This window comes from Pantoea folii, assembly GCF_056678875.1.
In genome coordinates, this window is sequence record NZ_JBWXON010000008.1 from 26,936 (window position 1) to 45,936 (window position 19,001).

General features: G+C 56.0%; 19 protein-coding genes. 12 read left to right on the top strand and 7 right to left on the bottom strand.

Annotation, left to right across the window (positions count from 1 at the left end; translation table 11 throughout):
• Window positions 1-7 precede the first annotated feature (7 nt).
• Window positions 8-778, top strand: coding sequence for a 5-oxoprolinase subunit PxpA (locus tag AC1MDE_RS11190; protein WP_058961858.1), 771 nt, complete (start codon window positions 8-10; stop codon window positions 776-778).
• Between the two features lie 64 nt (window positions 779-842).
• Here the strand turns inward: AC1MDE_RS11190 and AC1MDE_RS11195 are convergent, their stop codons facing one another.
• Window positions 843-2,045, bottom strand: a complete 1,203-nt coding sequence (locus tag AC1MDE_RS11195) for a pyridoxal phosphate-dependent aminotransferase (protein ID WP_034826708.1) — start codon at window positions 2,043-2,045, stop codon at window positions 843-845.
• 456 nt (window positions 2,046-2,501) lie between these two features.
• Here AC1MDE_RS11195 and nac point away from each other — a divergent pair, with 456 nt between their 5' ends.
• From nac to AC1MDE_RS11225, 6 genes are all read left to right on the top strand, one after another.
• On the top strand, window positions 2,502-3,425 hold the full coding sequence (gene nac / locus AC1MDE_RS11200; protein ID WP_034826712.1) for a nitrogen assimilation transcriptional regulator NAC: 924 nt from the start codon (window positions 2,502-2,504) through the stop codon (window positions 3,423-3,425).
• 114 nt (window positions 3,426-3,539) lie between these two features.
• Complete coding sequence (locus tag AC1MDE_RS11205; RefSeq protein ID WP_058961856.1) at window positions 3,540-3,956, top strand: acetyl-CoA carboxylase biotin carboxyl carrier protein; 417 nt, start codon at window positions 3,540-3,542, stop codon at window positions 3,954-3,956.
• 131 nt (window positions 3,957-4,087) lie between these two features.
• Window positions 4,088-4,840, top strand: a complete 753-nt coding sequence (locus tag AC1MDE_RS11210; protein ID WP_160868463.1) for an SDR family oxidoreductase — start codon at window positions 4,088-4,090, stop codon at window positions 4,838-4,840.
• Between the two features lie 22 nt (window positions 4,841-4,862).
• Window positions 4,863-5,558 (top strand): amino acid ABC transporter permease, encoded by a 696-nt coding sequence (locus tag AC1MDE_RS11215; protein ID WP_058961854.1) that lies wholly within the window; start codon window positions 4,863-4,865, stop codon window positions 5,556-5,558.
• A 5-nt stretch (window positions 5,559-5,563) separates the two neighbouring features.
• A complete protein-coding gene (locus AC1MDE_RS11220; RefSeq protein ID WP_337024670.1) occupies window positions 5,564-6,319 on the top strand; it encodes an amino acid ABC transporter permease in 756 nt (251 codons plus the stop codon).
• A 9-nt stretch (window positions 6,320-6,328) separates the two neighbouring features.
• Window positions 6,329-7,066 (top strand): amino acid ABC transporter ATP-binding protein, encoded by a 738-nt coding sequence (locus tag AC1MDE_RS11225; protein ID WP_045816006.1) that lies wholly within the window; start codon window positions 6,329-6,331, stop codon window positions 7,064-7,066.
• Between the two features lie 49 nt (window positions 7,067-7,115).
• Here AC1MDE_RS11225 and AC1MDE_RS11230 read toward each other — a convergent pair whose 3' ends face one another.
• From AC1MDE_RS11230 to AC1MDE_RS11240, 3 genes are all read right to left on the bottom strand, one after another.
• Window positions 7,116-8,285, bottom strand: coding sequence for a Gfo/Idh/MocA family protein (locus AC1MDE_RS11230; RefSeq protein ID WP_480344559.1), 1,170 nt, complete (start codon window positions 8,283-8,285; stop codon window positions 7,116-7,118).
• 10 nt (window positions 8,286-8,295) lie between these two features.
• A complete protein-coding gene (locus tag AC1MDE_RS11235) occupies window positions 8,296-9,219 on the bottom strand; it encodes a TIM barrel protein (RefSeq protein ID WP_479397972.1) in 924 nt (307 codons plus the stop codon).
• 254 nt (window positions 9,220-9,473) lie between these two features.
• Window positions 9,474-10,499, bottom strand: a complete 1,026-nt coding sequence (locus AC1MDE_RS11240) for a LacI family DNA-binding transcriptional regulator (protein ID WP_479397971.1) — start codon at window positions 10,497-10,499, stop codon at window positions 9,474-9,476.
• Between the two features lie 332 nt (window positions 10,500-10,831).
• On the opposite strand from AC1MDE_RS11240, the gene AC1MDE_RS11245 reads away from it, so the two are divergent.
• Both AC1MDE_RS11245 and AC1MDE_RS11250 read left to right on the top strand, forming a co-directional pair.
• On the top strand, window positions 10,832-11,869 hold the full coding sequence (locus AC1MDE_RS11245) for a Gfo/Idh/MocA family protein (protein ID WP_097119001.1): 1,038 nt from the start codon (window positions 10,832-10,834) through the stop codon (window positions 11,867-11,869).
• 16 nt (window positions 11,870-11,885) lie between these two features.
• Complete coding sequence (locus tag AC1MDE_RS11250; protein WP_034827178.1) at window positions 11,886-12,767, top strand: sugar phosphate isomerase/epimerase family protein; 882 nt, start codon at window positions 11,886-11,888, stop codon at window positions 12,765-12,767.
• A 133-nt stretch (window positions 12,768-12,900) separates the two neighbouring features.
• Here AC1MDE_RS11250 and AC1MDE_RS11255 read toward each other — a convergent pair whose 3' ends face one another.
• Window positions 12,901-13,911, bottom strand: coding sequence for a Gfo/Idh/MocA family oxidoreductase (locus AC1MDE_RS11255; protein WP_480344560.1), 1,011 nt, complete (start codon window positions 13,909-13,911; stop codon window positions 12,901-12,903).
• A gap of 100 nt (window positions 13,912-14,011) precedes the next feature.
• On the opposite strand from AC1MDE_RS11255, the gene AC1MDE_RS11260 reads away from it, so the two are divergent.
• The 3 genes from AC1MDE_RS11260 to AC1MDE_RS11270 all read left to right on the top strand — a co-directional run bounded on the left by AC1MDE_RS11260 (window position 14,012) and on the right by AC1MDE_RS11270 (window position 16,305).
• Window positions 14,012-15,031, top strand: coding sequence for a LacI family DNA-binding transcriptional regulator (locus tag AC1MDE_RS11260; RefSeq protein WP_283216676.1), 1,020 nt, complete (start codon window positions 14,012-14,014; stop codon window positions 15,029-15,031).
• 102 nt (window positions 15,032-15,133) lie between these two features.
• Window positions 15,134-16,015 (top strand): glutathione-dependent disulfide-bond oxidoreductase, encoded by an 882-nt coding sequence (yghU, locus tag AC1MDE_RS11265; protein ID WP_038643540.1) that lies wholly within the window; start codon window positions 15,134-15,136, stop codon window positions 16,013-16,015.
• Window positions 16,015-16,305, top strand: coding sequence for a DUF1330 domain-containing protein (locus tag AC1MDE_RS11270; RefSeq protein WP_058961848.1), 291 nt, complete (start codon window positions 16,015-16,017; stop codon window positions 16,303-16,305). Before yghU ends, AC1MDE_RS11270 begins: the two co-directional genes overlap by 1 nt.
• A gap of 76 nt (window positions 16,306-16,381) precedes the next feature.
• On the opposite strand, the gene AC1MDE_RS11275 is transcribed toward AC1MDE_RS11270, so the two are convergent.
• Complete coding sequence (locus tag AC1MDE_RS11275) at window positions 16,382-17,833, bottom strand: methyl-accepting chemotaxis protein (RefSeq protein WP_058961847.1); 1,452 nt, start codon at window positions 17,831-17,833, stop codon at window positions 16,382-16,384.
• A gap of 207 nt (window positions 17,834-18,040) precedes the next feature.
• The gene (locus tag AC1MDE_RS11280; RefSeq protein WP_479401230.1) at window positions 18,041-18,955 is read right to left on the bottom strand and encodes a substrate-binding domain-containing protein; all 915 of its coding nucleotides are present in this window, start codon (window positions 18,953-18,955) and stop codon (window positions 18,041-18,043) included.
• Window positions 18,956-19,001 lie beyond the last annotated feature (46 nt).

Genomic DNA, 19,001 nt, shown 5'->3' on the forward strand with positions numbered 1-19,001 from the left:
CCAAACCATGAAGATTGATGTGAACTCCGATATGGGCGAAGGCTTCGGCGTTTATCAACTGTGCGATGACGCCGCGCTGATGAAAGTGGTCTCCTCAGCTAATATCGCCTGCGGATTCCACGCCGGCGATCCGGCGATCATGACCCGAATGGTGCGACTGGCGAAAGAGAATGGTGTCGGCATTGGTGCGCATCCTGGCTTGCCCGATCGTCAGGGTTTTGGTCGTCGCGAGCTGCCGTTCAGTGCCGAAGAGATCTGCCAGCAGGTCGCTTATCAACTCGGCGCGCTGACAGCGATTGCTCAGGCAGAAGGCACGAAGGTGTCGCACTTCAGCTTCCACGCTGCGATGGGCAATATCGTCAATCGCGACGAGGCATTAGCGCAGCAGGTCATGACGCTCGTCGCCCGTATCAATGCGGATCTGATTGTGTTCGCACAACCCGATACCATCATTGAGCGAGCGGCACAGGCAGCGGGCCTGAAAACCCTGACGCTGTTCCTCGCCGACCGCGCTTACGATGCACAGGGCCGTTTAGTGCCGCGTGGCATTGCCGGCTCGGTGATCAAAGAGGAAGCGGCGCTGCGTGCCCGCGTGCGGCAGTTCCTGCAGCATGGCACCGTCACCACCTTCGAAGGGGAAGTGATAGCCGTGCGTGCCCGGTCGATCCTGGTGCACAGCGATACGCCAGGCTCACTGGCCCTCGCCACCATCGTACGCAGTGAAATCGAAGCCAGCGGCCATCAGGTGGCGCCGGCGGCAGAGGTGCTTGCTCAATAAGTTTTTTTGAATCGCCCAAATAAAAATGGCTGCCCCATCGGCAGCCATTTTTTTCGCCTTTCGTTTAACGGCAGCCAGCGCAGAATGCCGCAATACGATCGCAGCCCGTCTCTAAGCGCTCCATGCTGGTGGCGTAGGACAAGCGGAAGTACGGGCTCATGCCATAAGCCGCACCCTGCACCGTCACCACATGCTGCTCTTCAATCAGCGCCAGCACAAAATCGGCATCGTTGCTGATGAAGCGTCCACCGGCACTGGTCTTGCCGATCAGCCCTTCAATGTTCACAAACAGATAAAATGCGCCTTCTGGCTTATGGCAGCGCAGGCCATCAATCGAGGTCAGACGCTCCAGCACGTAATCACGACGTTCACGGTAAATGCGTGCGCGCTCCTGCAACAGATCTTGTGGACCTTCCAGCACCGCCACCGCTGCCGCCTGCGTCAGGGTACAGACGCCGCCGCTGTTCTGGGTGTTCACATTGCTCATGGCTTTAATTAATGGCGCAGGACCACCGCAAAAGCCCAGACGCCAGCCTGTCATCGAATAGGCTTTCGATACGCCGTTCACCGTCAGTACACGGTCATACAGGCGCGGTTCAACCTGCGCCAGGGTATAGAAACGCACATCGTCATAGATCAGATGTTCATAGATATCATCCGTCATAATCCACACCTGTGGATGGCGCAGCAGCACGTCACCCAGCGCCTGCAACTCGGCTTTGCTAGCCACCGAACCGGTTGGGTTGCTCGGATAGTTCAGCAGCAGCCATTTGGTCTTGTCAGTGATCGCCGCATCCAGATCCGCTGGCAGTGGTTTAAAGCCATTCTCCTGCGCACACGGCAGCGGCACCGGAACACCACCGGCAAATTTCACGATATCGGCATAGCTGATCCATGACGGCGTGGGGATCACCACTTCGTCGCCCGGATTGATGGTCGCCAGGATGGCGTTAAAGATGATCTGCTTAGCGCCACCGGCCGTCAGAATCTGGCTGACGTCATACTCCAGTTGGTTATCCCGTTTGAATTTCAGCTGGATAGCTTTGCGCAGCGCAGGCGTACCGTCGGTCGGTGGATAGCGCGTGTCGCCCGCGCGTGCAGCGGCGTAGGCGGCTTCAATCGCATGTTCCGGCGTGGGGAAATCCGGTTCGCCGGTAGAAAGTGCTACCACATCAACGCCCTGCGCCGCGAGATCGCGCGCTTTTTGGGTCATGGCAACGGAGGCGGAAACGGTCACATTCTTTAAACGATCGGCTATCTCGGGCATGTTCAATCCTGGGTTCGGGGGATGTCAGTTTTCCCTGAGCATAGGATTAGGGCCGAAGCCACGGATAATAGTGCTTTGTTGTGGTGATATAACACAAAGCGATGACTGGACCGACTGCACACTTCTGCCATAAAGGCGGCAGATTGACTCAGAATTGCGCGACAGGTCACGCCCGCACGCCTGACGGGATGTTAATAAAGTGTTACTTTCTTTCCCAGATTACATCCCGAACCCACGATTTTCCTTGCCCGTCACTGGCAATGCTGATGGGTCAACTGCACTCATTCGGTGCAGCGCTGCATTTTTCAACACCCGCCATGCCGGCGGCTCACTAGCTCAGCACCAGCCTCAGGAGGCCCGGTAGCCGTACCCTCCTGTCTGAGTTCAATAACGAAAGCTTATCCTGGCATCAACTTTGCTTGATGAGCATATGCGTTCTGTTTGAGGGAAGTGTCCATGAATCTTCGTCGCCTGAAGTACTTTGTTAAAATTGTTGACGTCGGAAGCCTGACGCAAGCTGCCGATATCCTGCATATAGCCCAACCCGCGTTGAGCCAGCAGCTGGCTACGCTGGAAGGTGAAGTCAATCAACAGCTGTTGATTCGCACCAAACGCGGTGTCACGCCTACTGAAGCCGGGAAAACACTCTATTCCCATGCACAGTCCATTTTGCGCCAGTGCGAACAGGCGCAAAGTGCGATTGATCTGGTCGGCGCTGCGCTGAGTGGCAGCGTTTCCGTCGGGCTGGCACCGGGCACAGCGGCGCAAAACCTGGCGCTACCGCTGATGATGGAAGTGCAGCAGCAGCATCCTGGCATCGTGCTCTATTTCAACGAGAACTTCGGCACCACCCTGAGCGAGCTGATCATGAACGGGCGTATGGATATGGCGGTGATTTACGATCATCGCACCATCCATGGCCTGCGCTTCATGCCGCTGATGAAAGAAGATCTGTGCTTCGTTTGTCCGTTCAGCCTGGCAAAACCGGTGAAAGAGATCCCGCTGTCACAGGTCGCGCAATATGATCTGTTCCTGCCACGTATCTATAACATCATGCGCAAAGTGCTGGATGACGCCTTCGTGCAGAACAATCTGCAGTACCGCGTGAAGTGCGAAATTGAGTCGCAAACCACCCTGAATGCGGCGTTGAGTGCCGGTCTGGGCACCACCATCATGCCGGAATCCGCCGCACGCGCGATGCTGAAAAATGGGGATACCTGGATGGCGAAGATCATCGAGCCGGATGTGCAGGCTTCGCTGTCGTTCTGCATGTCAGATCATCTGCCGCTGTCCCAGCCTGCTGAAGCAGTGAAATCCATTTTGCTGTCGCTAATGTCGCGCCGCAACGTGGAGAATCATCCACTGACCCTGGTGGGATAAGACCCGCTTATCACCGCAAAGCGAAACCCTCTTACTGCCCGTCTGACGAACGCGCTAGATTGATTCGGTCTGTTGCCCGCTTCGGCGGGCGTGTTTCGCGTTGACGGGAACCCCATGGAAAAAACTGCGATACCGCTGCCGACGCTGCGTGCGTTGGCGCGCAAGATGCAACGATCCGGCCTTAACAGCCTGGCGTTAGAGGGCAAACAGTGGTCGGTGCGTCTGACGTTTGACCCGCCCTCCTTCTCATCCCCAACGGAGATCCCGACGCAAGCGTGCCCGCCCGTGACGCATCGCATTGGCGCGCCCCTGCCCGGCACACTGCTGCGTCGCCACCCACACAGCCAGCAAGATTTTGTCCAGCCTGGACAGCAGGTAGAACCTCAGGATCTGCTGGCGATGGTGCAGGTCGGCCTCCTGTACGTGCCGGTGCTCAGTCCCTGCAAAGGGCGGGTGCAGCCATTCCCCTCTGCAACGCGATCTGCGGTTGAATATGATGAAGAAATTCTTATTCTTCAATCAGATAATTAATCATTAATCCGGTTATAAGGGGCTCTTATCGCCTCACAGTTTTTATGTCTTATGCCCTTGCGGCATAACTGCATAAAGTCAAAAAAGACCCATTACGCCGGACACACACCTGGCGAGACGAGGAAACACAAATGCCATTCTCAGATTACAAAACCGCGCTGGTGACCGGCGCATCGGCTGGTATGGGCGAAGCGATTGTTGAGCGCCTGTGCAAAGAAGGGATCACCGTGCACGCGGTGGCACGTCGTAAAGAGCAACTGGCCGCGCTGGCCGATCGCACTGGCTGCATCCCGCATGCCGTGGATGTCAGTGACGTCAATGCGCTGACCGCGCTGTGCAAAGACCTGGAAATCGATATCCTGGTCAACAATGCAGGTCTCTCTCATCCTGGTTCGATTCTTGATGCCGACGAAAACGTGGTAGAAACCCAGGTCGATGTCAATCTGCGTGCCGTGCTGCACCTGTGCCGCTTGCTGGTGCCGGGCATGATGGCGCGTGACCGTGGCCACGTATTCAACATCACCTCGATTGCCGCCATCTACAACTTCAACGGCAACTCGGTGTATCACGCCACCAAAGCCGGGGTGCATGCCCTGTCACGCCAGCTGCGCGTGGACTGCTATGGCAAACGTGTGCGCATCACCGAAATCTGCCCAGGCCGCGTCGCCACTGATATTTTCGGCAACGTTTCAGGCGATCACGATGAGGCGCGTCGCCGCTTTATCGATGGGTTCGAACTGCCGCAGGCCAAAGATATTGCCGACTGCGTGGCCTTTGCGCTGTCTGCACCGGTCGCCGTCAACATTGGCAACATCGAAATTACCCCGACGCTGCAGGTGCCGGGCGGTCTTTCCACTATGCGACCGGGCGACCGCACCGCGTAAAACCGTACAATGAGGTAACTGTATGGCACTTGATTTCAGCAGTGTGATAACCGGCCATTACGGCCAGATGATCGTTGACGGAACGGTGGTCACCCTTGAACTGGCGTTGGGTGCCTGGCTGCTGGCGATGGTTCTCGCCCTGCTATTGGTGGTGGTCCGCCTGACGGAGAATCGTCTTGCCGTTGGGCTGGTCAAGGCGTATGTCTCCTATCACCGCAATGTGCCCACGCTGATTCAGTTGATGATGTGGTACTTCGCGATCCCCACCCTGCTGCCGGAATCGCTGCAGATGATGATCGTTGACTACAACGCCGAGTTTTTATTTTCTCTAATCGCGCTCGGGCTGTGCCAGGCCGCTTACTTCTCTGAAGATATCCGTAGCGGCCTGCGGGCCATTCCAGACGGACAGAATGAGGCAGCCCGCGCACTTGGCATGAGCTATGTCCGCGCCATGCACTCGGTGATTTTGCCGCAGGGTGTGCGCAATGCGCTGCCATCCGTGGTCAATCACACCGTGCTACTGTTCAAAAACACCAGTCTGGCGATGGTGATTGGCGTGGCAGACCTCACCTATGTGACGCGTGATATCGAGAACCAAACCTTCCGTACCTTCGAATCCTACTTAGTGGCAACCGTGGGTTACCTGTTCTTCTCCCTGCTGCTGATGGGCTTGGGCGCGCTGCTGGCCCGCCGCTTCCAGCGCGTTTACGCGAGGTAATGGCGATGTTTGAGATCTTCACCATTTTGCATGACAACGGCATGCTGCTGTTAATGGGCCAGTATCCTAACGGTCCGCTGGGCGGCGTACTCTGTACGCTTTTGATCTCCGTGCTGGCAGTATTGCTGGCCTTCCCCATCGGTGTGTTGCTCGGCCTGGCGCGTTTGTCGCCGTGGCGCTGGTTGAGCTGGCCCGCCACCTGTTGGGTGTATCTGCTGCGCGGCATTCCGCTGATGATGGTGGTGTTCTGGACCTACTTCTGCGTCCCGTTGCTGATTGGCCACAACATCAGCGGCTTCGCCACCATGCTGTGTACGCTGGTGATTTACGAGAGCGCCTACATCGCTGAGATCGTGCGTGGCGGCATTCAGGCACTGCCGCACGGCCAGTATGAAGCGTCACGCGCGCTGGGTATGAGCCACCTGAAAACCCTGCGTTTAGTGATTCTGCCGCAGGCGCTGTTTAACACTTTGCCGAGCCTGGTGAGCCAGCTGGTTTCGATCATCAAAGACTCCACGCTCGGCTACGTGATTAACGTGCCGGAGCTGACCTTTGCCGCTAATCAGGTCAGCAATCAACTGCTGACCAAACCGTTCCAGGTGTTCGCCATCGTGGCGCTGAGCTACTACATCATCTGCTTCAGCCTCACCTGGCTGGCTAACAAACTTGAAGCGCATATTGCGCAGAAACGTCGCCAACCGCCGCAGGCCAATGCCAGCGTTGCACCCGCGGTGATGCTGACTAAAACCTCTTCGCAATAAGGAACCACTATGAGCCCGATGATCATGTTTAACCAGGTCAACAAATGGTACGGCGCGTATCAGGCGCTGACTGACCTGAGCGCCGAAATCAATACCGGTGAAGTGGTGGTGGTGTGCGGTCCTTCCGGGTCGGGGAAATCCACCTTGATCCGCACCGTTAATCGCCTGGAACCGATTGATAATGGCCAGATCGTGTTTGATGGCACCGACATTCACGGCAGCAGTACACGCCTCAACCATCTACGCACCCGCATTGGATTTGTGTTTCAGAGCTTCAACCTGTTCCCCCACGTCTCGGTGGCAGAGAACATCATGATGTCACCCATGAAAGTATTGGGCGTGAAGCGTGCCGAAGCGCGTAAACAAGCGGGTGAGTTGCTGGAGCGCGTTGGCTTATCACACAAAGCAGACGCCTATCCGGCGCAGTTGTCTGGCGGCCAGCAGCAGCGCGTGGCGATTGCACGTGCGCTGGCAATGAAGCCGCCGGTGATGCTGTTTGATGAACCAACCTCGGCACTCGATCCTGAAATGGTCGGTGAAGTGTTATCGGTGATGCGCAGCCTGGCGCAGGAAGGGATGACGATGATGTGCGTGACGCACGAGATGAATTTCGCGCGTGAAGTGGCGGACACCATCTGGTTTATGGATCAGGGGCAAATTCTGGAAAAATCGACGCCAGAGAAGTTCTTCACCCAACCGCAGCACCCACGTGCGCAGCGCTTCCTGAGCGATTTACGTTCGCATTGATGCATCCCGGTCGGCAGTGCTGCCGACCGGGATATTCACTTCATCTTAATCAGCAATCCACCCACACTGCACCGGCATCCGCTGACTTCACGCACTGCTCAACCCAGCGCACGCCCATCAATCCGGCATGCACATCGGGATACCAGAAGTCAGCCAGAAACGCCTCATCACCGCGATCGGTGGCATCCATCGCCAGCGCAAAACGGCGATAGAGATTCGACCAGGCTTCAAACAACCCTTCCGGATGGCCGCCGCCGATACGGTCATCAGCCAGCGCACTTTTGTGGAGATAGCCCATACCACGCTCCAGAATCTGCAGCGGCTCACCCTGCACTTCATAGCGCAATTGGTTTGGTTGCTCATCCCACCACTCCAGACTGGCCTTCTCACCAATCACCCGCACTTTCTGGCCGTGCATTGAGCCACAGTTCACTGCCGAGGCCCACATGGTGCCGACCGCGCCATTGTCGTACTCCATCATCACAAAGGCGTTATCTTCCAGCGGCGCACGGGTTTTCACGAAGCTCTGGCGGCTACACAACAGACGTTTCACCTGCAGTTTCGGCACCATGGTTTCGGCGATAAACAGCGGGTGCGTCGCCAGATCGCCCAGCACATAGCTAGGGCCAACAAAGCGTGGATCGACGCGCCACTTGGTACTTTCGTTTTGCAGTTCGACCGCTTCGTTATGGAAGCCGTGCGCGAACTGCATATTAATAATGCGGATCTCGCCGAGCAGCCCTTCCGCGATCATCTCGCGCGCCTGTTGGATCAGCTGATGGCCGGCATAACCGTAAGTCACACCGATGATCTTCTTCTTCTCGGCGCAGAGTTTTTCCAGCTCGTCCGCTTCTTCGGTGGTGAAGCACAGCGGCTTCTCACACACCACATGCAGACCGGCATTGAGCGCCGCACGGCAAATGGTGAAGTGGGTATTGTTCGGCGTGGCGATGGAAACGGCTTCGATGCCGTCTGCACGCGCCGCTTCCGCCGCAAACATCGTTTCGTAATCCGGATAGCAGCGATCCGCGTCGACGCCCAGTGATACGCCAAACGCACGGCCGCGTTCGGCGTTAAGATCAAATGCACCCGCCTGCAACACAAAGTTGCCATCACGCAGTGCCGATGAACGATGGATGTAGCCAATCTGACTGGTACCGCCGCCGCCCACCATGCCCCAGCGCAGTGAACGATCCAGAGCTTTAATGCCGTTAATCATGATGATCTCCTCAGAATCCGACCGATTGCAGGTAGTGAAGGCTGTCAGTGACGTCGCGCAGGCTGGTGTCGGCGTTGCGCGGATCGCGCTCCTGCTCGATGGTGATCCAGCCCTGATAGTTGCGCTCAGCGAGAAACGCCCGCACTGCCGGATAATCAATCGCGCCTTTGCCAATCGGGCACATCACCCCTTCGGCGCAGGCGGCAAAGAAGTCCACGCCACGCGCAATCACATCGCGCCAGACCGCGTCATTCACATCTTTGAAGTGCAGGTAATCGATCCGATCCCAGTAACGGCTCAGATAAGGGATCGGATCCATACCGGAGTAATAAAGATGCCCGGTGTCGAGGCACAAACCGGCTACCTCATGCGGAATGTCCTGCACCAATTGCTCCAGCTCGTCGGCGAACTCAATGCAGCCGCCCGCGTGCGGGTGGATCACCGCGCGCACGCCATACTCATCCCGGGCAATCTGGCTCAGGGTGGTGATGTGCTGCATCATGCGCTGCCACTCTGCACTGGAGAGGCGCGGCGCTTTATCTGACTGCCCGGCAAATCTGGCACGCTCAGGGTTACCGAAATCGATAATCACCAGGTAAGGTGCGGGCAGATTATCCGCGTGGGTTTTTTCGGCAGTAGGAACCTGCGATAGGTTGCGGCAGATGTTGTGTGTCAGTTCAACCATCGCCGGGAAATTGGCTTCGCTGGCCAGATCGTCAAAGATCGTGCCCGCCACCAGCGAAAGCTGATGGGCTTCCAGCTGGTGACGCAGTTCAGCGGCATCGGTAGGCAAATAAGTCCATGGACCCAGCTCAATACTTTTGTAGCCCGCCTGAGCCGCTTCCGACAGGACTTTCTGCCAGGGTGGCAGGAAAGGGTTTTTAGGATCGTCGACACCCCAGCTGCAGGGCGCATTAGCAATGTGAATCGTCATGATCGTTCCTTGCGGTGTTGGATAGCGCAAGTATCAAATGAAAATTTCACCCACAGCAATCATGAAACATTCATTCTTTGATAGCGATCATGTTATTTTTCATCATTAAAATGATAGATAATCTATCAAATCCATAACTGGCGCCACTTTCAGGCCAACCACTCAAGTAATGCCAACGCATTCCCGGTCAGCCAGCCTGAGAGCGAATCAGGCTGACGCTTCTCATCGCGTCGCCAGACTTCGGTGCTCAGAGGCTAAAGATTCTCACGCGTAATGATCTCAAACGGCAGCGTGACCTGAGAGAAATGCTCACCTGATTCGACAGTTTGTTGAGTCGTGCGGACAAATTGCCGCACCATTTCCTCAATTTCATGGCGAATCATCACGGTGATTGTACCGTCAATCAGTGCCAGTTCGCCCTCTTTCACCGGGCCATGACAGATTAGCGCCACCTCGCGCTGCGGCTGCTGGCGTAACGCATGAATCACGCCTTCAATACCGCCACAGGGCGCGTAGATTAAGGCGAGATCGGCATGATCTTCCAGCAACTGACGCGTGGCGTGATAGCCGCCATCAATCGACTCATGGGTTTTCAGCGGCTCTAATACGCGTCGGGTGCTGTCCTGCTCGCGCAGATAGGAGCGGAAGCTGATCTCGCAGCTCTCCTGACAGGTAAAACGATGGTCGCCCACTAGCACGCCCACCGATCCCGGCTGATGCAGCAAATGCGAGGCCACCCAACCGGCAGTGCGTCCGGCTTTCTGATTATCCAACCCGAAATAGCCCGCATGTCCGCAGGGCGAGAAGTTGGAGAACAGGGCGTAAACCCGCACGCCCTGGCGTGATATCTGCTCGATGGCATGGCGGATCAGTGGGTGATCCAGCGCGACTAAGCCAATCACATCCACCTCTTGCGCCAGCTTGTGCAGTGAGGCCACCACAGCTGCCACATCATCAATGTCATGCCAGTAAAACCGTGGCTCACTGCCCGCAGGATGCAACGGTTGCGTCTGTTGCCTGAGGGCATCTGTCAGCGAGTGATAGAACGAATACGATTTTGATAGCAGCACAAAACCCATGCGCAGCGTCACGTGCGCGGACTGGGACTCAGCGCTGAAAGGCACAACCGGCGCCATGCGATAACCCAGTCGGTTGGCAGCTTCTAACACCTTCTGCTCGGTGGCCGCTCGAACCGGAGCCCGCCGATTCAGTACCCGATCCACCGTGGCGACGCCAACGCCAGCCGCATTGGCGATAGCGTTCATGGTGATTTTGCTCATCAACAGATTCCAGTTTGATAGTAAGTTATCAAAATAATGCCCGAAATGGACCGGGAGTGCGAAGACATTGCGGAGTAAATCGTCATCAAATCTCAATATTTGATAGAGAATCTCTCAGTAATTTGATCGTTATCGCAAAAATGAAATGATTCATTTCATTAAATTACCTACCGGAATAAATGTTTGATATTTTCCTGTTCGAGGACAGAGGTGAGGGCTGATGGATTTGCATCAGTAAATCCATAGAGGCGGCGGTCGCGCCTTTCTATAGTGAAAGCGATCTGCCTTATCGGCTCCCGGCACATGAACGACTCAATAATAACGGAGATGATATGTTCCCTCAGACCCTACCTGCACCTCGCCGTCCCCTTGAAAACCAGATCCCCGCGCTGCGCTGGGGCATTGTTGGACCCGGCTGGATCGCCGACCACTTTGCCAATGCGTTGCGTCATCATACTCAGCAACAGCTGGTGGCCGTATCGTCACGCAGTCTGGAGAAAGCACAAGCTTTTGCCAGCAAATGGGATATCCCGCACGCCGTTGAAGGCCTTGACGCACTGCTGAGTCGCCAGGACATTGATGTGGTGTATATCGCCACACCGCACAATCATCACTTTCCTGATGGGCTGCGCACGCTGCAAGCGGGCAAGCATGTGCTGATTGAAAAGCCGCTGGCGCTCAATGCACAGCAGGCGTTGCAATTACAGCAGGAAGCGCACAAACAACAACGCTTGTGCGTAGAAGCGATGTGGTGTGATTTTGCGCCGAAATACGATGTGATCCGTCAATTGCTGGCCGATGGCGCGTTAGGAGATGTTCATACATTGATCGCCGATCATGGTGAATATTTCACCCAGGATCACCGCATTTTCAATCTCGATCTGGCGGGCGGGCCGATGCTGGATCTCGGCAGCTATTTGATCGGCTTCAGCGTGCTGGTCGGCGGCGCACCCGATAGTATTGTGGCGCAAGGCCAGCCTGCACCTGGCGGTGTGAATGGGCAAACATCAATGCTGCTGACCCACGGCAACGGCATGCACTCAGTGCTCAACACCACGCTGTTCAGCAACACACCGGGCACTGCCGTGATCGCCGGTCGTGATGCCACGCTTTATCTCGACGGCCAGTTCTATGCGCCGGGCAATTTCCGTCTCACTTCCAGCGATGGCCGCCATACGCTGCGCTGGGAAGAACCGACTAATCGCTATATTCAGCTCTGTCATGAAATCGAACATACCGCCTGGTGTATCCACCAGGGGCTGCTTGATTCGCCTGTCCGTCCGCTGGCCACCTCACTGGCCACGCTGCACGCCATGGATGAAGTCAGGAAGCAGATCGGTGTGGTGTTTAATGAAGAGCGCACCGCTTAACGATCAGGAGAACAATATGAAAATCGCTTTTGATGTAGATGTCATCAGAGAAATGGGCATCACGCGCATGGTGCATCAGGTGGCCGAATGGGGTTACAAGTACATCGAACAATCGCCCCATCCACAGATCAATCCGTTTTATAAACACCCGAAAGCCAGCAGGGAAATCATGCGCGAATACAAAAATGCGCTGAATGCCACTGGCGTGGAAATCTCATCGTTTATCACGGTTTATCGCTGGTCAGGCCCGGACGAGTTGCGTCGTCAGGCGGCGGTGAAGAACTGGAAACGCATGATCGAGATCGCCGTCGAGATGGGCGTGCAGGTGATCAATACCGAACTCTCAGGCAATCCGAACGAGCCGGAGATTTGTGAAGAGATGTTCTATCGCTCGATGGATGAGTTACTGCCGATTATCGAACGTGAAGGTATCCGCGTCGAAATTCAGGCACATCCGTGGGATTTCTGCGAACAAAGCAACGAAACGGCGGATATCGTGAAATCGTTCCGCAGCGACAACGTTAAATACATCTACAGCGCGCCTCATACCTTCTATTACGACAAAGGCGTGGGTGATGTGAAAAACATGCTGCACTACGCGGGCGACGATCTGTCGCATATGCTGATTGCCGATACCATGAACCACACCAAGCACTGCCGCTATATCGTCAACCCCCCGGGTGTCGATGCCACCATCCACCAGCACGTGGCGGTGGGTGAAGGGGAAGTGAACTTCGATGCGCTGTTTGAAGCGCTGCGCGAGATGGATTTCGCCAACCGCACCTATAAAGTCGGGGGAGAGTCGATTATCTCGGCGGCGCTGTTTGGCTATCCGGAAAAGATGAAGTATCAGGCGGTGGAAACGCGTGAATTAATTGAGCGTGAGCTGCTGAAATAGACCCGGCCCACGGCACTTTCCCCCCTCTCTCTCATCGTGAGAGGGGGAAGAAATCGTGCCAGTGCTCAACACATGAGCTGAATGGAAGATTCTCTCCACCAACAAGCACTCCCGCCTACGAGAGTGCGTTGGATTAGATTGCCACCCTCTCCACTTCTGTAAATTCACCTCGCGTCAGCGATAACTGTGCCGCCTCGGCAATCGCCTGCGCGCGCAGACCGTCGATCAATCCCGGCAGCCCTTCGATTTTCTCTCCGCCGATGTGGCGTAAAAACGCATCCAGATGGGTGTAGTAGGTCTCTTTCACCCGACTAAACCAGTCTGCATACAAGCCGGGCTGAGTGATGCCTTTACCCTGATAAAGGGTGGCACCCCGCGCTGACTGGCTCTCTGAAGCCAGCATCCCTTCACTGCCCATCACGCTGATGCGTTCGTCGTAGCCGTAAGCCGTGCGGCGCGTGTTATCCAATTGCGCCAGCGCGCCCTGCTGCATGCGCATGATCAGCACCGAAGTATCGACATCAAAATCACGGATCTCCGGCATCGCCAGTGCGGCACCGAGTGCGCCAACGGTGCTGACTTCATCTTCTGTCAGCCAGCGCAGCAGATCAAAAAAGTGGATCGCCTGATCGCGCATTTGGCCGCCAGAAGCTTGCAGATAACTGATCGGCGGTAATTCTGACGCGCGGCACACCATCTGAATCAGCTCAGTGCGGCCAATCAGCCCCTGTTTGAGCTGGGATTTAAGTTGCTGATGGCTGTGGTCAAAACGACGGTTAAAGCCGACGGTGACAGGAACCTGCACCGGAGAGATTTTTTCCACGACTTCCCGCGCGCGCTGCAACGACAGGTCGATCGGTTTCTCGCAGTACACCGCTTTGCCCGCCAGCACCGCCTGCTCCAGCAGTTCGGCATGGGTTGGCGTAGCGCTGGCGATCAGCACCGCGTCGATCCCATCACTGCTCAGCGCCTGCTGCACACTGGCCGCTTTTGCGCCATAGCGCTGTGCCACCGCTTCGGCACGCGACGCATCGATATCACACACCAGCGCCAGCTCAACGCCGGGATGCGCTGCCAGGTTGGCAGCGTGCACCTGGCCGATAAATCCACTGCCAATCAAGGCAAAACGTTGCGGAGTCCGCATTTTAACGCTCCTTTTGTTCACACTTCGGAATAGCCGATGTTGTCAAAATAGCGCTTTCTGGCAGGCTAGCTGTACGCGGTTTTTGATGGAATTACCTCAGATGAAAGCACTGACGCTGGCGGAGCTGGCGAAGCAAGTAGGCGTGGGCGTGGCCACGGTTGATCGGGTACTCAACGATCGCGGTGGTGTGTCCCCGGCGATGACAAAAAAAATTCTGCAGGCGGCGCGGGATGCGGGTTTGAAGCGTATTTTGCCAGAGGAGCATCGCCATAGCTGGCAGATCGAAGTGCTGCTCAGCGGCAACGGCTCGTTCTTCTTCCAGCAGCTGGCACAGGACTTTGCCCGACTGGCTGATGAGCTGGGCTATCGTCGACTGCGCCTGCATCGCACGTTGATCCCGGAAAACGCCCCCGAGAAGCTGGCGGCACACATTGCGGCCAGCAGTAAGAAAATGGATGCGCTGATCGTTTTCGCCCACGAAAATCCGCTGATTTATGATGCCTTAGCGGCGTGTCAGGCGCGCGGCGTACCGGTGATCACTATGGTGACGGACCTGCCCAATGCGGCACGCCTGTGTCATGTCGGCATCGATCAATACAAAGCCGGACGCACCGCCGGGTTGATGCTTGGCAGTATGATCAATGCACCGGGCGATGTGGTGCTGGTGAGTGGCCGCGCAGATTACTCAGCACATCGTCAGCGCATTGAAGGTTTTCAAGCCGTGCTGGCGGAGCGTTTCCCGCAGCTGCGTCTGCGGGAAATTCTTGCCGGTCAGGATGAACGCGATCGCATCAGCCGTCTGCTGGAGAAAACCCTGGCCGGATCGCAAAATATCGTCGGACTCTACAACACCGGCCTCGGCAATACGCAGATTCACGAAGCGCTGGCGCGCCATCGACTCGGCGGCAAAGTGGTGTACGTGACGCATGAACTTTATGCCACCACGCGCCAGCTTTTTGAGAAGCGCGTGCTGACGCTAACACTCGATCAAAACACCCTGCGCCATGCTCAGCTGGCGCTGACCTTATTGCTAAAACATCTCGAAGAGGGTGAACAGCCTGACACCTACCAGTCCGGCAAAGTCGACTTTATGCTGTTTACGCAAGAGAACTTCGCATAATCACACTTTGCATCTCACCGCCAGCGCGGTTAAATCGCCTTCATCTGTCGCTGCTACACTCAGTAGCAGCAAAAAACGCAATCACAACAAGGCGAAATCATTATGTCGGAAAATCAGTATCAGCCCGCGAAAGTCTGGACCTGGGACCCGGAAGCCAAAGGTAACGGCGCAAAAACCAACCGTCCGTTCGCCGGGCCGACGCATGAGAAGACCCTGCCGGTGGGCAAACATCCGCTGCAGCTCTATTCGCTCGGTACGCCAAACGGCCAGAAGGTCACCATCCTGCTGGAAGAGTTGCTGGCCGTCGGGGCTAAAGAAGCCGAATACGATGCCTGGCTGATTCGCATCGGTGATGGCGATCAGTTCTCCAGCGGTTTTGTTGACGTGAACCCGAACTCCAAAATTCCGGCACTGAGTGACCACTCAGTGACGCCACCGCTGCGCGTGTTCGAATCAGGCAACATCCTGCTGTATCTGGCCGAGAAATTTGGTCACTTCATCCCGGCGGATATTGCAGGCCGCACCGAAACCCTGAACTGGTTGTTCTGGCTGCAGGGCTCTGCACCTTACCTAGGCGGCGGCTATGGTCACTTCTATTTCTACGCACCAGAAAAAATCGAGTACGCCGTCAACCGCTTCACGCTGGAAGCCAAGCGTCAGCTGGATGTGCTGGATCGTCAGCTCGCCAATAACCGATTCCTCGCCGGTGAGGAATACACCATCGCCGATATCGCCACCTGGCCGTGGTACGGCAACCTGGTGCTGAACAACATCTATGGCGGCGGCGAGTTCCTTGATGTGCAGTCGTACAAAAACGTGGTGCGCTGGGCTAAAGAGATCGCTGAGCGTCCAGCGGTGATTCGGGGTCGCAAAGTGAATAAGGCATTTGGTGCCGAACCACAGGATCAACTGCTGGAACGCCACGATGCCTCTGATTTCGATACCAACACCGAAGACAAACGTCAGGCGCGAGGAGAGCAGTAATGGCCGCTTATGTGGTGATGATTAAAGACGAAACGCTGGATAAAGATGAGCTGGCGACCTACGCGCAGAAAGCCGATGAGGCACGCGGCGATCATCAGATCACGCCGCTGGCATTTTATGGCGATCTTGAAGTGCTGGAAGGCCGTGAGGCGGAAGGCGTAGTGGTGCTGGAATTTGCGGATATTGATGCAGCAAAAGCCTGGTACCACAGCCCGGCGTATCAGGAAGCGAAAGCCCATCGGGTCAAAGGCGCGAACTATCGCGTGTTACTGGTCAAGGGTGTGGCTTAACCTGCCAACAGGGGCGCACTTCATTCGGTGCGCCCTGCCAGCCAGAGAAGTCGTGATTTATTCGTCTCGCCGGTGATCACTCCAGCCTGAATAACGCAATCGCCTGCTGTAATTGGTTGGCCTGCTGTTGCTGCTGATGCGCCACCTGCAAGGTTTCGGCCACATGCTGAACGTTGTGATGCACGCTGTGATCGATGCTATTAATACTCTGCTGAATCTGCTCGATGCTTAAATTCTGCTGCTCACTCATCTCAGACAGTTCGGTGACCAGCTGTGACAATCCGCTGATGCTGCTGTGAATCGCGCACATGGTCTGCGCTGCATGCTCAATCTGCACCCTTCCATGCTCGGTGCTCTGGCTGCTGGTATCCATCAGTTGGCGAATTTCGCGGGCGGCATTCTCGCTGCGCATCGCCAGGTTGCGCACTTCGCTTGCCACTACGGCAAAACCGCGCCCCTGACTTCCGGCGCGCGCCGCTTCTACTGAGGCGTTCAGTGAAAGAATATTGGTCTGGAAAGCGATACCGTCGATCAATGCTAAAATCACTTTCACCCGCTGTGACTCTTCGCTGATTTTCGCCATTGAGCCCATCGCCGACTGAATATTTTCCTCTCCGCGCGTCGCCACCGCGCGCGTGTCCCGCGCTAACGCGCTTGCGCTCTGCGCTTTATCACGCGTTAAGCTGGCGGCGATGCTGATTTCCGTCATCGCACTGGCCGCGACTTCCAGTGCCTGCGCCTGTTCATCGGTGCGGGTTGAAAGGGCGGCGTTGCGTTGCAAAATACTCTCAGACTCAGTCAGCAAGGCACTCACGCCAAGGCTCACCTGATGGAGCGTGCCATGCATGGTGCCTAATGTGGTACTGAAAGTACGTGCGAACGGGGTTTCGCTCTGCTGGGTATCCGCATTCAGCGTCAGATATCCGGCCTGCCGGTTGATCTGTGATGCCAGCTCTGCCACTTCGCTTGCGGAACGTGCATCGGCGGCCATCTGACGCGCAATCACCAGCAAGATGGCGGTCTGCGCCACCACAAACAGGGCATGGAACAGCACCATATCCCAGCCCGGATGATGGAACACCACCACGCCAAACAGATCGTTTTCCTGCAGATAATTAAACAGAATGTGATGCGTGGCCGCTGCTGCCGCGCCCATCAGCAGCGGGCGGATGTCGCGCCACGCCAGCAGTACCGACATCAACACAAATACTGAGAAGTGATATTCGGTTTCACCACCGCCGAGTTGAATCAGTAAACCTGCCCAGCCGATCAACAGGGCTGAGAGCACCAACCTTGAAGTCAGCGTGCCGCGCAGGACGGTGCCAAAGAAGGTCGACAGCAGTGCCAACGCAAGGCCAGCAATCAGCGCTACGGTTAAACTGTCATTCATCCACCCAACGCCGAGTGCAATCGGCCACAATCCCCAGTTGAGGATCACCGCAAGGCTATCTGCGCGCTGTGCAATACGTCGCAGCGAAACCATCTCCACCGGCGCGGCATCCGGGCCTGACAAGGGCGTTGCGATCATGGCAATTTTCCACACCAGAGGTTGATTAAGATGCCCAAACGTCAGGGCAAAATGCTCAGACTGAGTGGTGAAATTATCGGCGCGTTAATGGGAAAGTTTAGGACCGTGAATAATTGAAAGAGAAGGATGTGAGCAGGTTCACTTGAATGCGATGATTTCCCGGGCAGCACAGGCGCAACGTCGTGCGCCTGTGCCATGACGCTCAACTTACTTTGCAGCAAACTGCGCGTAGTTTTCCGGAGTGATGGTCTGATACGGCACCCAGTTGTACTCCTGCACTTTCTGTTTATCCAGCAGTGCCTTCGTCACCTGTACTGCACCGGTTGCCTGACCTTTAGCGTCCTGGAAAATGGTCAGTGTCATCTTGCCGTTCTTCACAAACTGCTGTCCATCAGGCGTGCCATCGATTCCCGCGACCAGAATCTTTTCATTTTTCGCCTGACTGAGCGCCATGATGGCACCAATCGCCATTTCATCATTGTTAGCGGCAATCGCATCGATCGGACGCTGGTTCAGCAACCAACTCGATACCACATCCACGGCTTCATTGCGCTGCCACTTGGCGGTCTGCTTCTCGATCACTTTCATGTCTTTATATTTGGCGATCACCGCTTCAACTGCACGGGTGCGCTCACGCGCTTCTTCATTGGACAGTGCGCCCATCAGAATCGCCACATTGCCTTTGTAATTCATCTTCTTCGCTAACGCTTCCATCTGCATCTCACCGCCCAATGCAGAGTCAGAACCCACATAAGCCATGTCGCCCGGCAGTTTCACTTCTGGCTTACGATTGACGAAAATCAGCGGGATATTGGCGTTTTTCGCGGCGGTGATCATCGGCAACACGCCCTGCGTATCGACGGGATTAAGGATGATGGCGTCCACGCCCTGGTTAATAAAATCATCAACCTGCTGCACTTGTAGTGCCACATCTCCTTTGGCATCCACGAACTGGCCGTTGAGCTGATTGGCCATTAACTCTGCCTGCATCTGCGTACGTAGAATCGAGACAAAGTTAAGGTCGAAGTTAGCCAGCGCGACGCCGACGGTGAAAGTTTTCGCACTGACGCTCAAACTCAGCAGCAGCGAGCACAGACAAAGCACGATGTTTCGGATGTTCATGAGGTGATTCCTGTAGGTTGAGGTTTTATTGTTATGACGCCGGGCA

Coding starts and splice junctions, on each gene's coding strand:
- yghU (WP_038643540.1), top strand. CDS start 15,134: ATGTCGGAAAATCAGTATCAGCCCGCGAAAGTCTGGACCTGGGACCCG.
- AC1MDE_RS11235 (WP_479397972.1), bottom strand. CDS start 9,219: ATGACGATTCACATTGCTAATGCGCCCTGCAGCTGGGGTGTCGACGAT.
- AC1MDE_RS11230 (WP_480344559.1), bottom strand. CDS start 8,285: ATGATTAACGGCATTAAAGCTCTGGATCGTTCACTGCGCTGGGGCATG.
- AC1MDE_RS11270 (WP_058961848.1), top strand. CDS start 16,015: ATGGCCGCTTATGTGGTGATGATTAAAGACGAAACGCTGGATAAAGAT.
- AC1MDE_RS11190 (WP_058961858.1), top strand. CDS start 8: ATGAAGATTGATGTGAACTCCGATATGGGCGAAGGCTTCGGCGTTTAT.
- AC1MDE_RS11215 (WP_058961854.1), top strand. CDS start 4,863: ATGGCACTTGATTTCAGCAGTGTGATAACCGGCCATTACGGCCAGATG.
- AC1MDE_RS11260 (WP_283216676.1), top strand. CDS start 14,012: ATGAAAGCACTGACGCTGGCGGAGCTGGCGAAGCAAGTAGGCGTGGGC.
- nac (WP_034826712.1), top strand. CDS start 2,502: ATGAATCTTCGTCGCCTGAAGTACTTTGTTAAAATTGTTGACGTCGGA.
- AC1MDE_RS11280 (WP_479401230.1), bottom strand. CDS start 18,955: ATGAACATCCGAAACATCGTGCTTTGTCTGTGCTCGCTGCTGCTGAGT.
- AC1MDE_RS11220 (WP_337024670.1), top strand. CDS start 5,564: ATGTTTGAGATCTTCACCATTTTGCATGACAACGGCATGCTGCTGTTA.
- AC1MDE_RS11275 (WP_058961847.1), bottom strand. CDS start 17,833: ATGATCGCAACGCCCTTGTCAGGCCCGGATGCCGCGCCGGTGGAGATG.
- AC1MDE_RS11210 (WP_160868463.1), top strand. CDS start 4,088: ATGCCATTCTCAGATTACAAAACCGCGCTGGTGACCGGCGCATCGGCT.
- AC1MDE_RS11250 (WP_034827178.1), top strand. CDS start 11,886: ATGAAAATCGCTTTTGATGTAGATGTCATCAGAGAAATGGGCATCACG.
- AC1MDE_RS11225 (WP_045816006.1), top strand. CDS start 6,329: ATGAGCCCGATGATCATGTTTAACCAGGTCAACAAATGGTACGGCGCG.
- AC1MDE_RS11195 (WP_034826708.1), bottom strand. CDS start 2,045: ATGCCCGAGATAGCCGATCGTTTAAAGAATGTGACCGTTTCCGCCTCC.
- AC1MDE_RS11255 (WP_480344560.1), bottom strand. CDS start 13,911: ATGCGGACTCCGCAACGTTTTGCCTTGATTGGCAGTGGATTTATCGGC.
- AC1MDE_RS11205 (WP_058961856.1), top strand. CDS start 3,540: ATGGAAAAAACTGCGATACCGCTGCCGACGCTGCGTGCGTTGGCGCGC.
- AC1MDE_RS11245 (WP_097119001.1), top strand. CDS start 10,832: ATGTTCCCTCAGACCCTACCTGCACCTCGCCGTCCCCTTGAAAACCAG.
- AC1MDE_RS11240 (WP_479397971.1), bottom strand. CDS start 10,499: ATGAGCAAAATCACCATGAACGCTATCGCCAATGCGGCTGGCGTTGGC.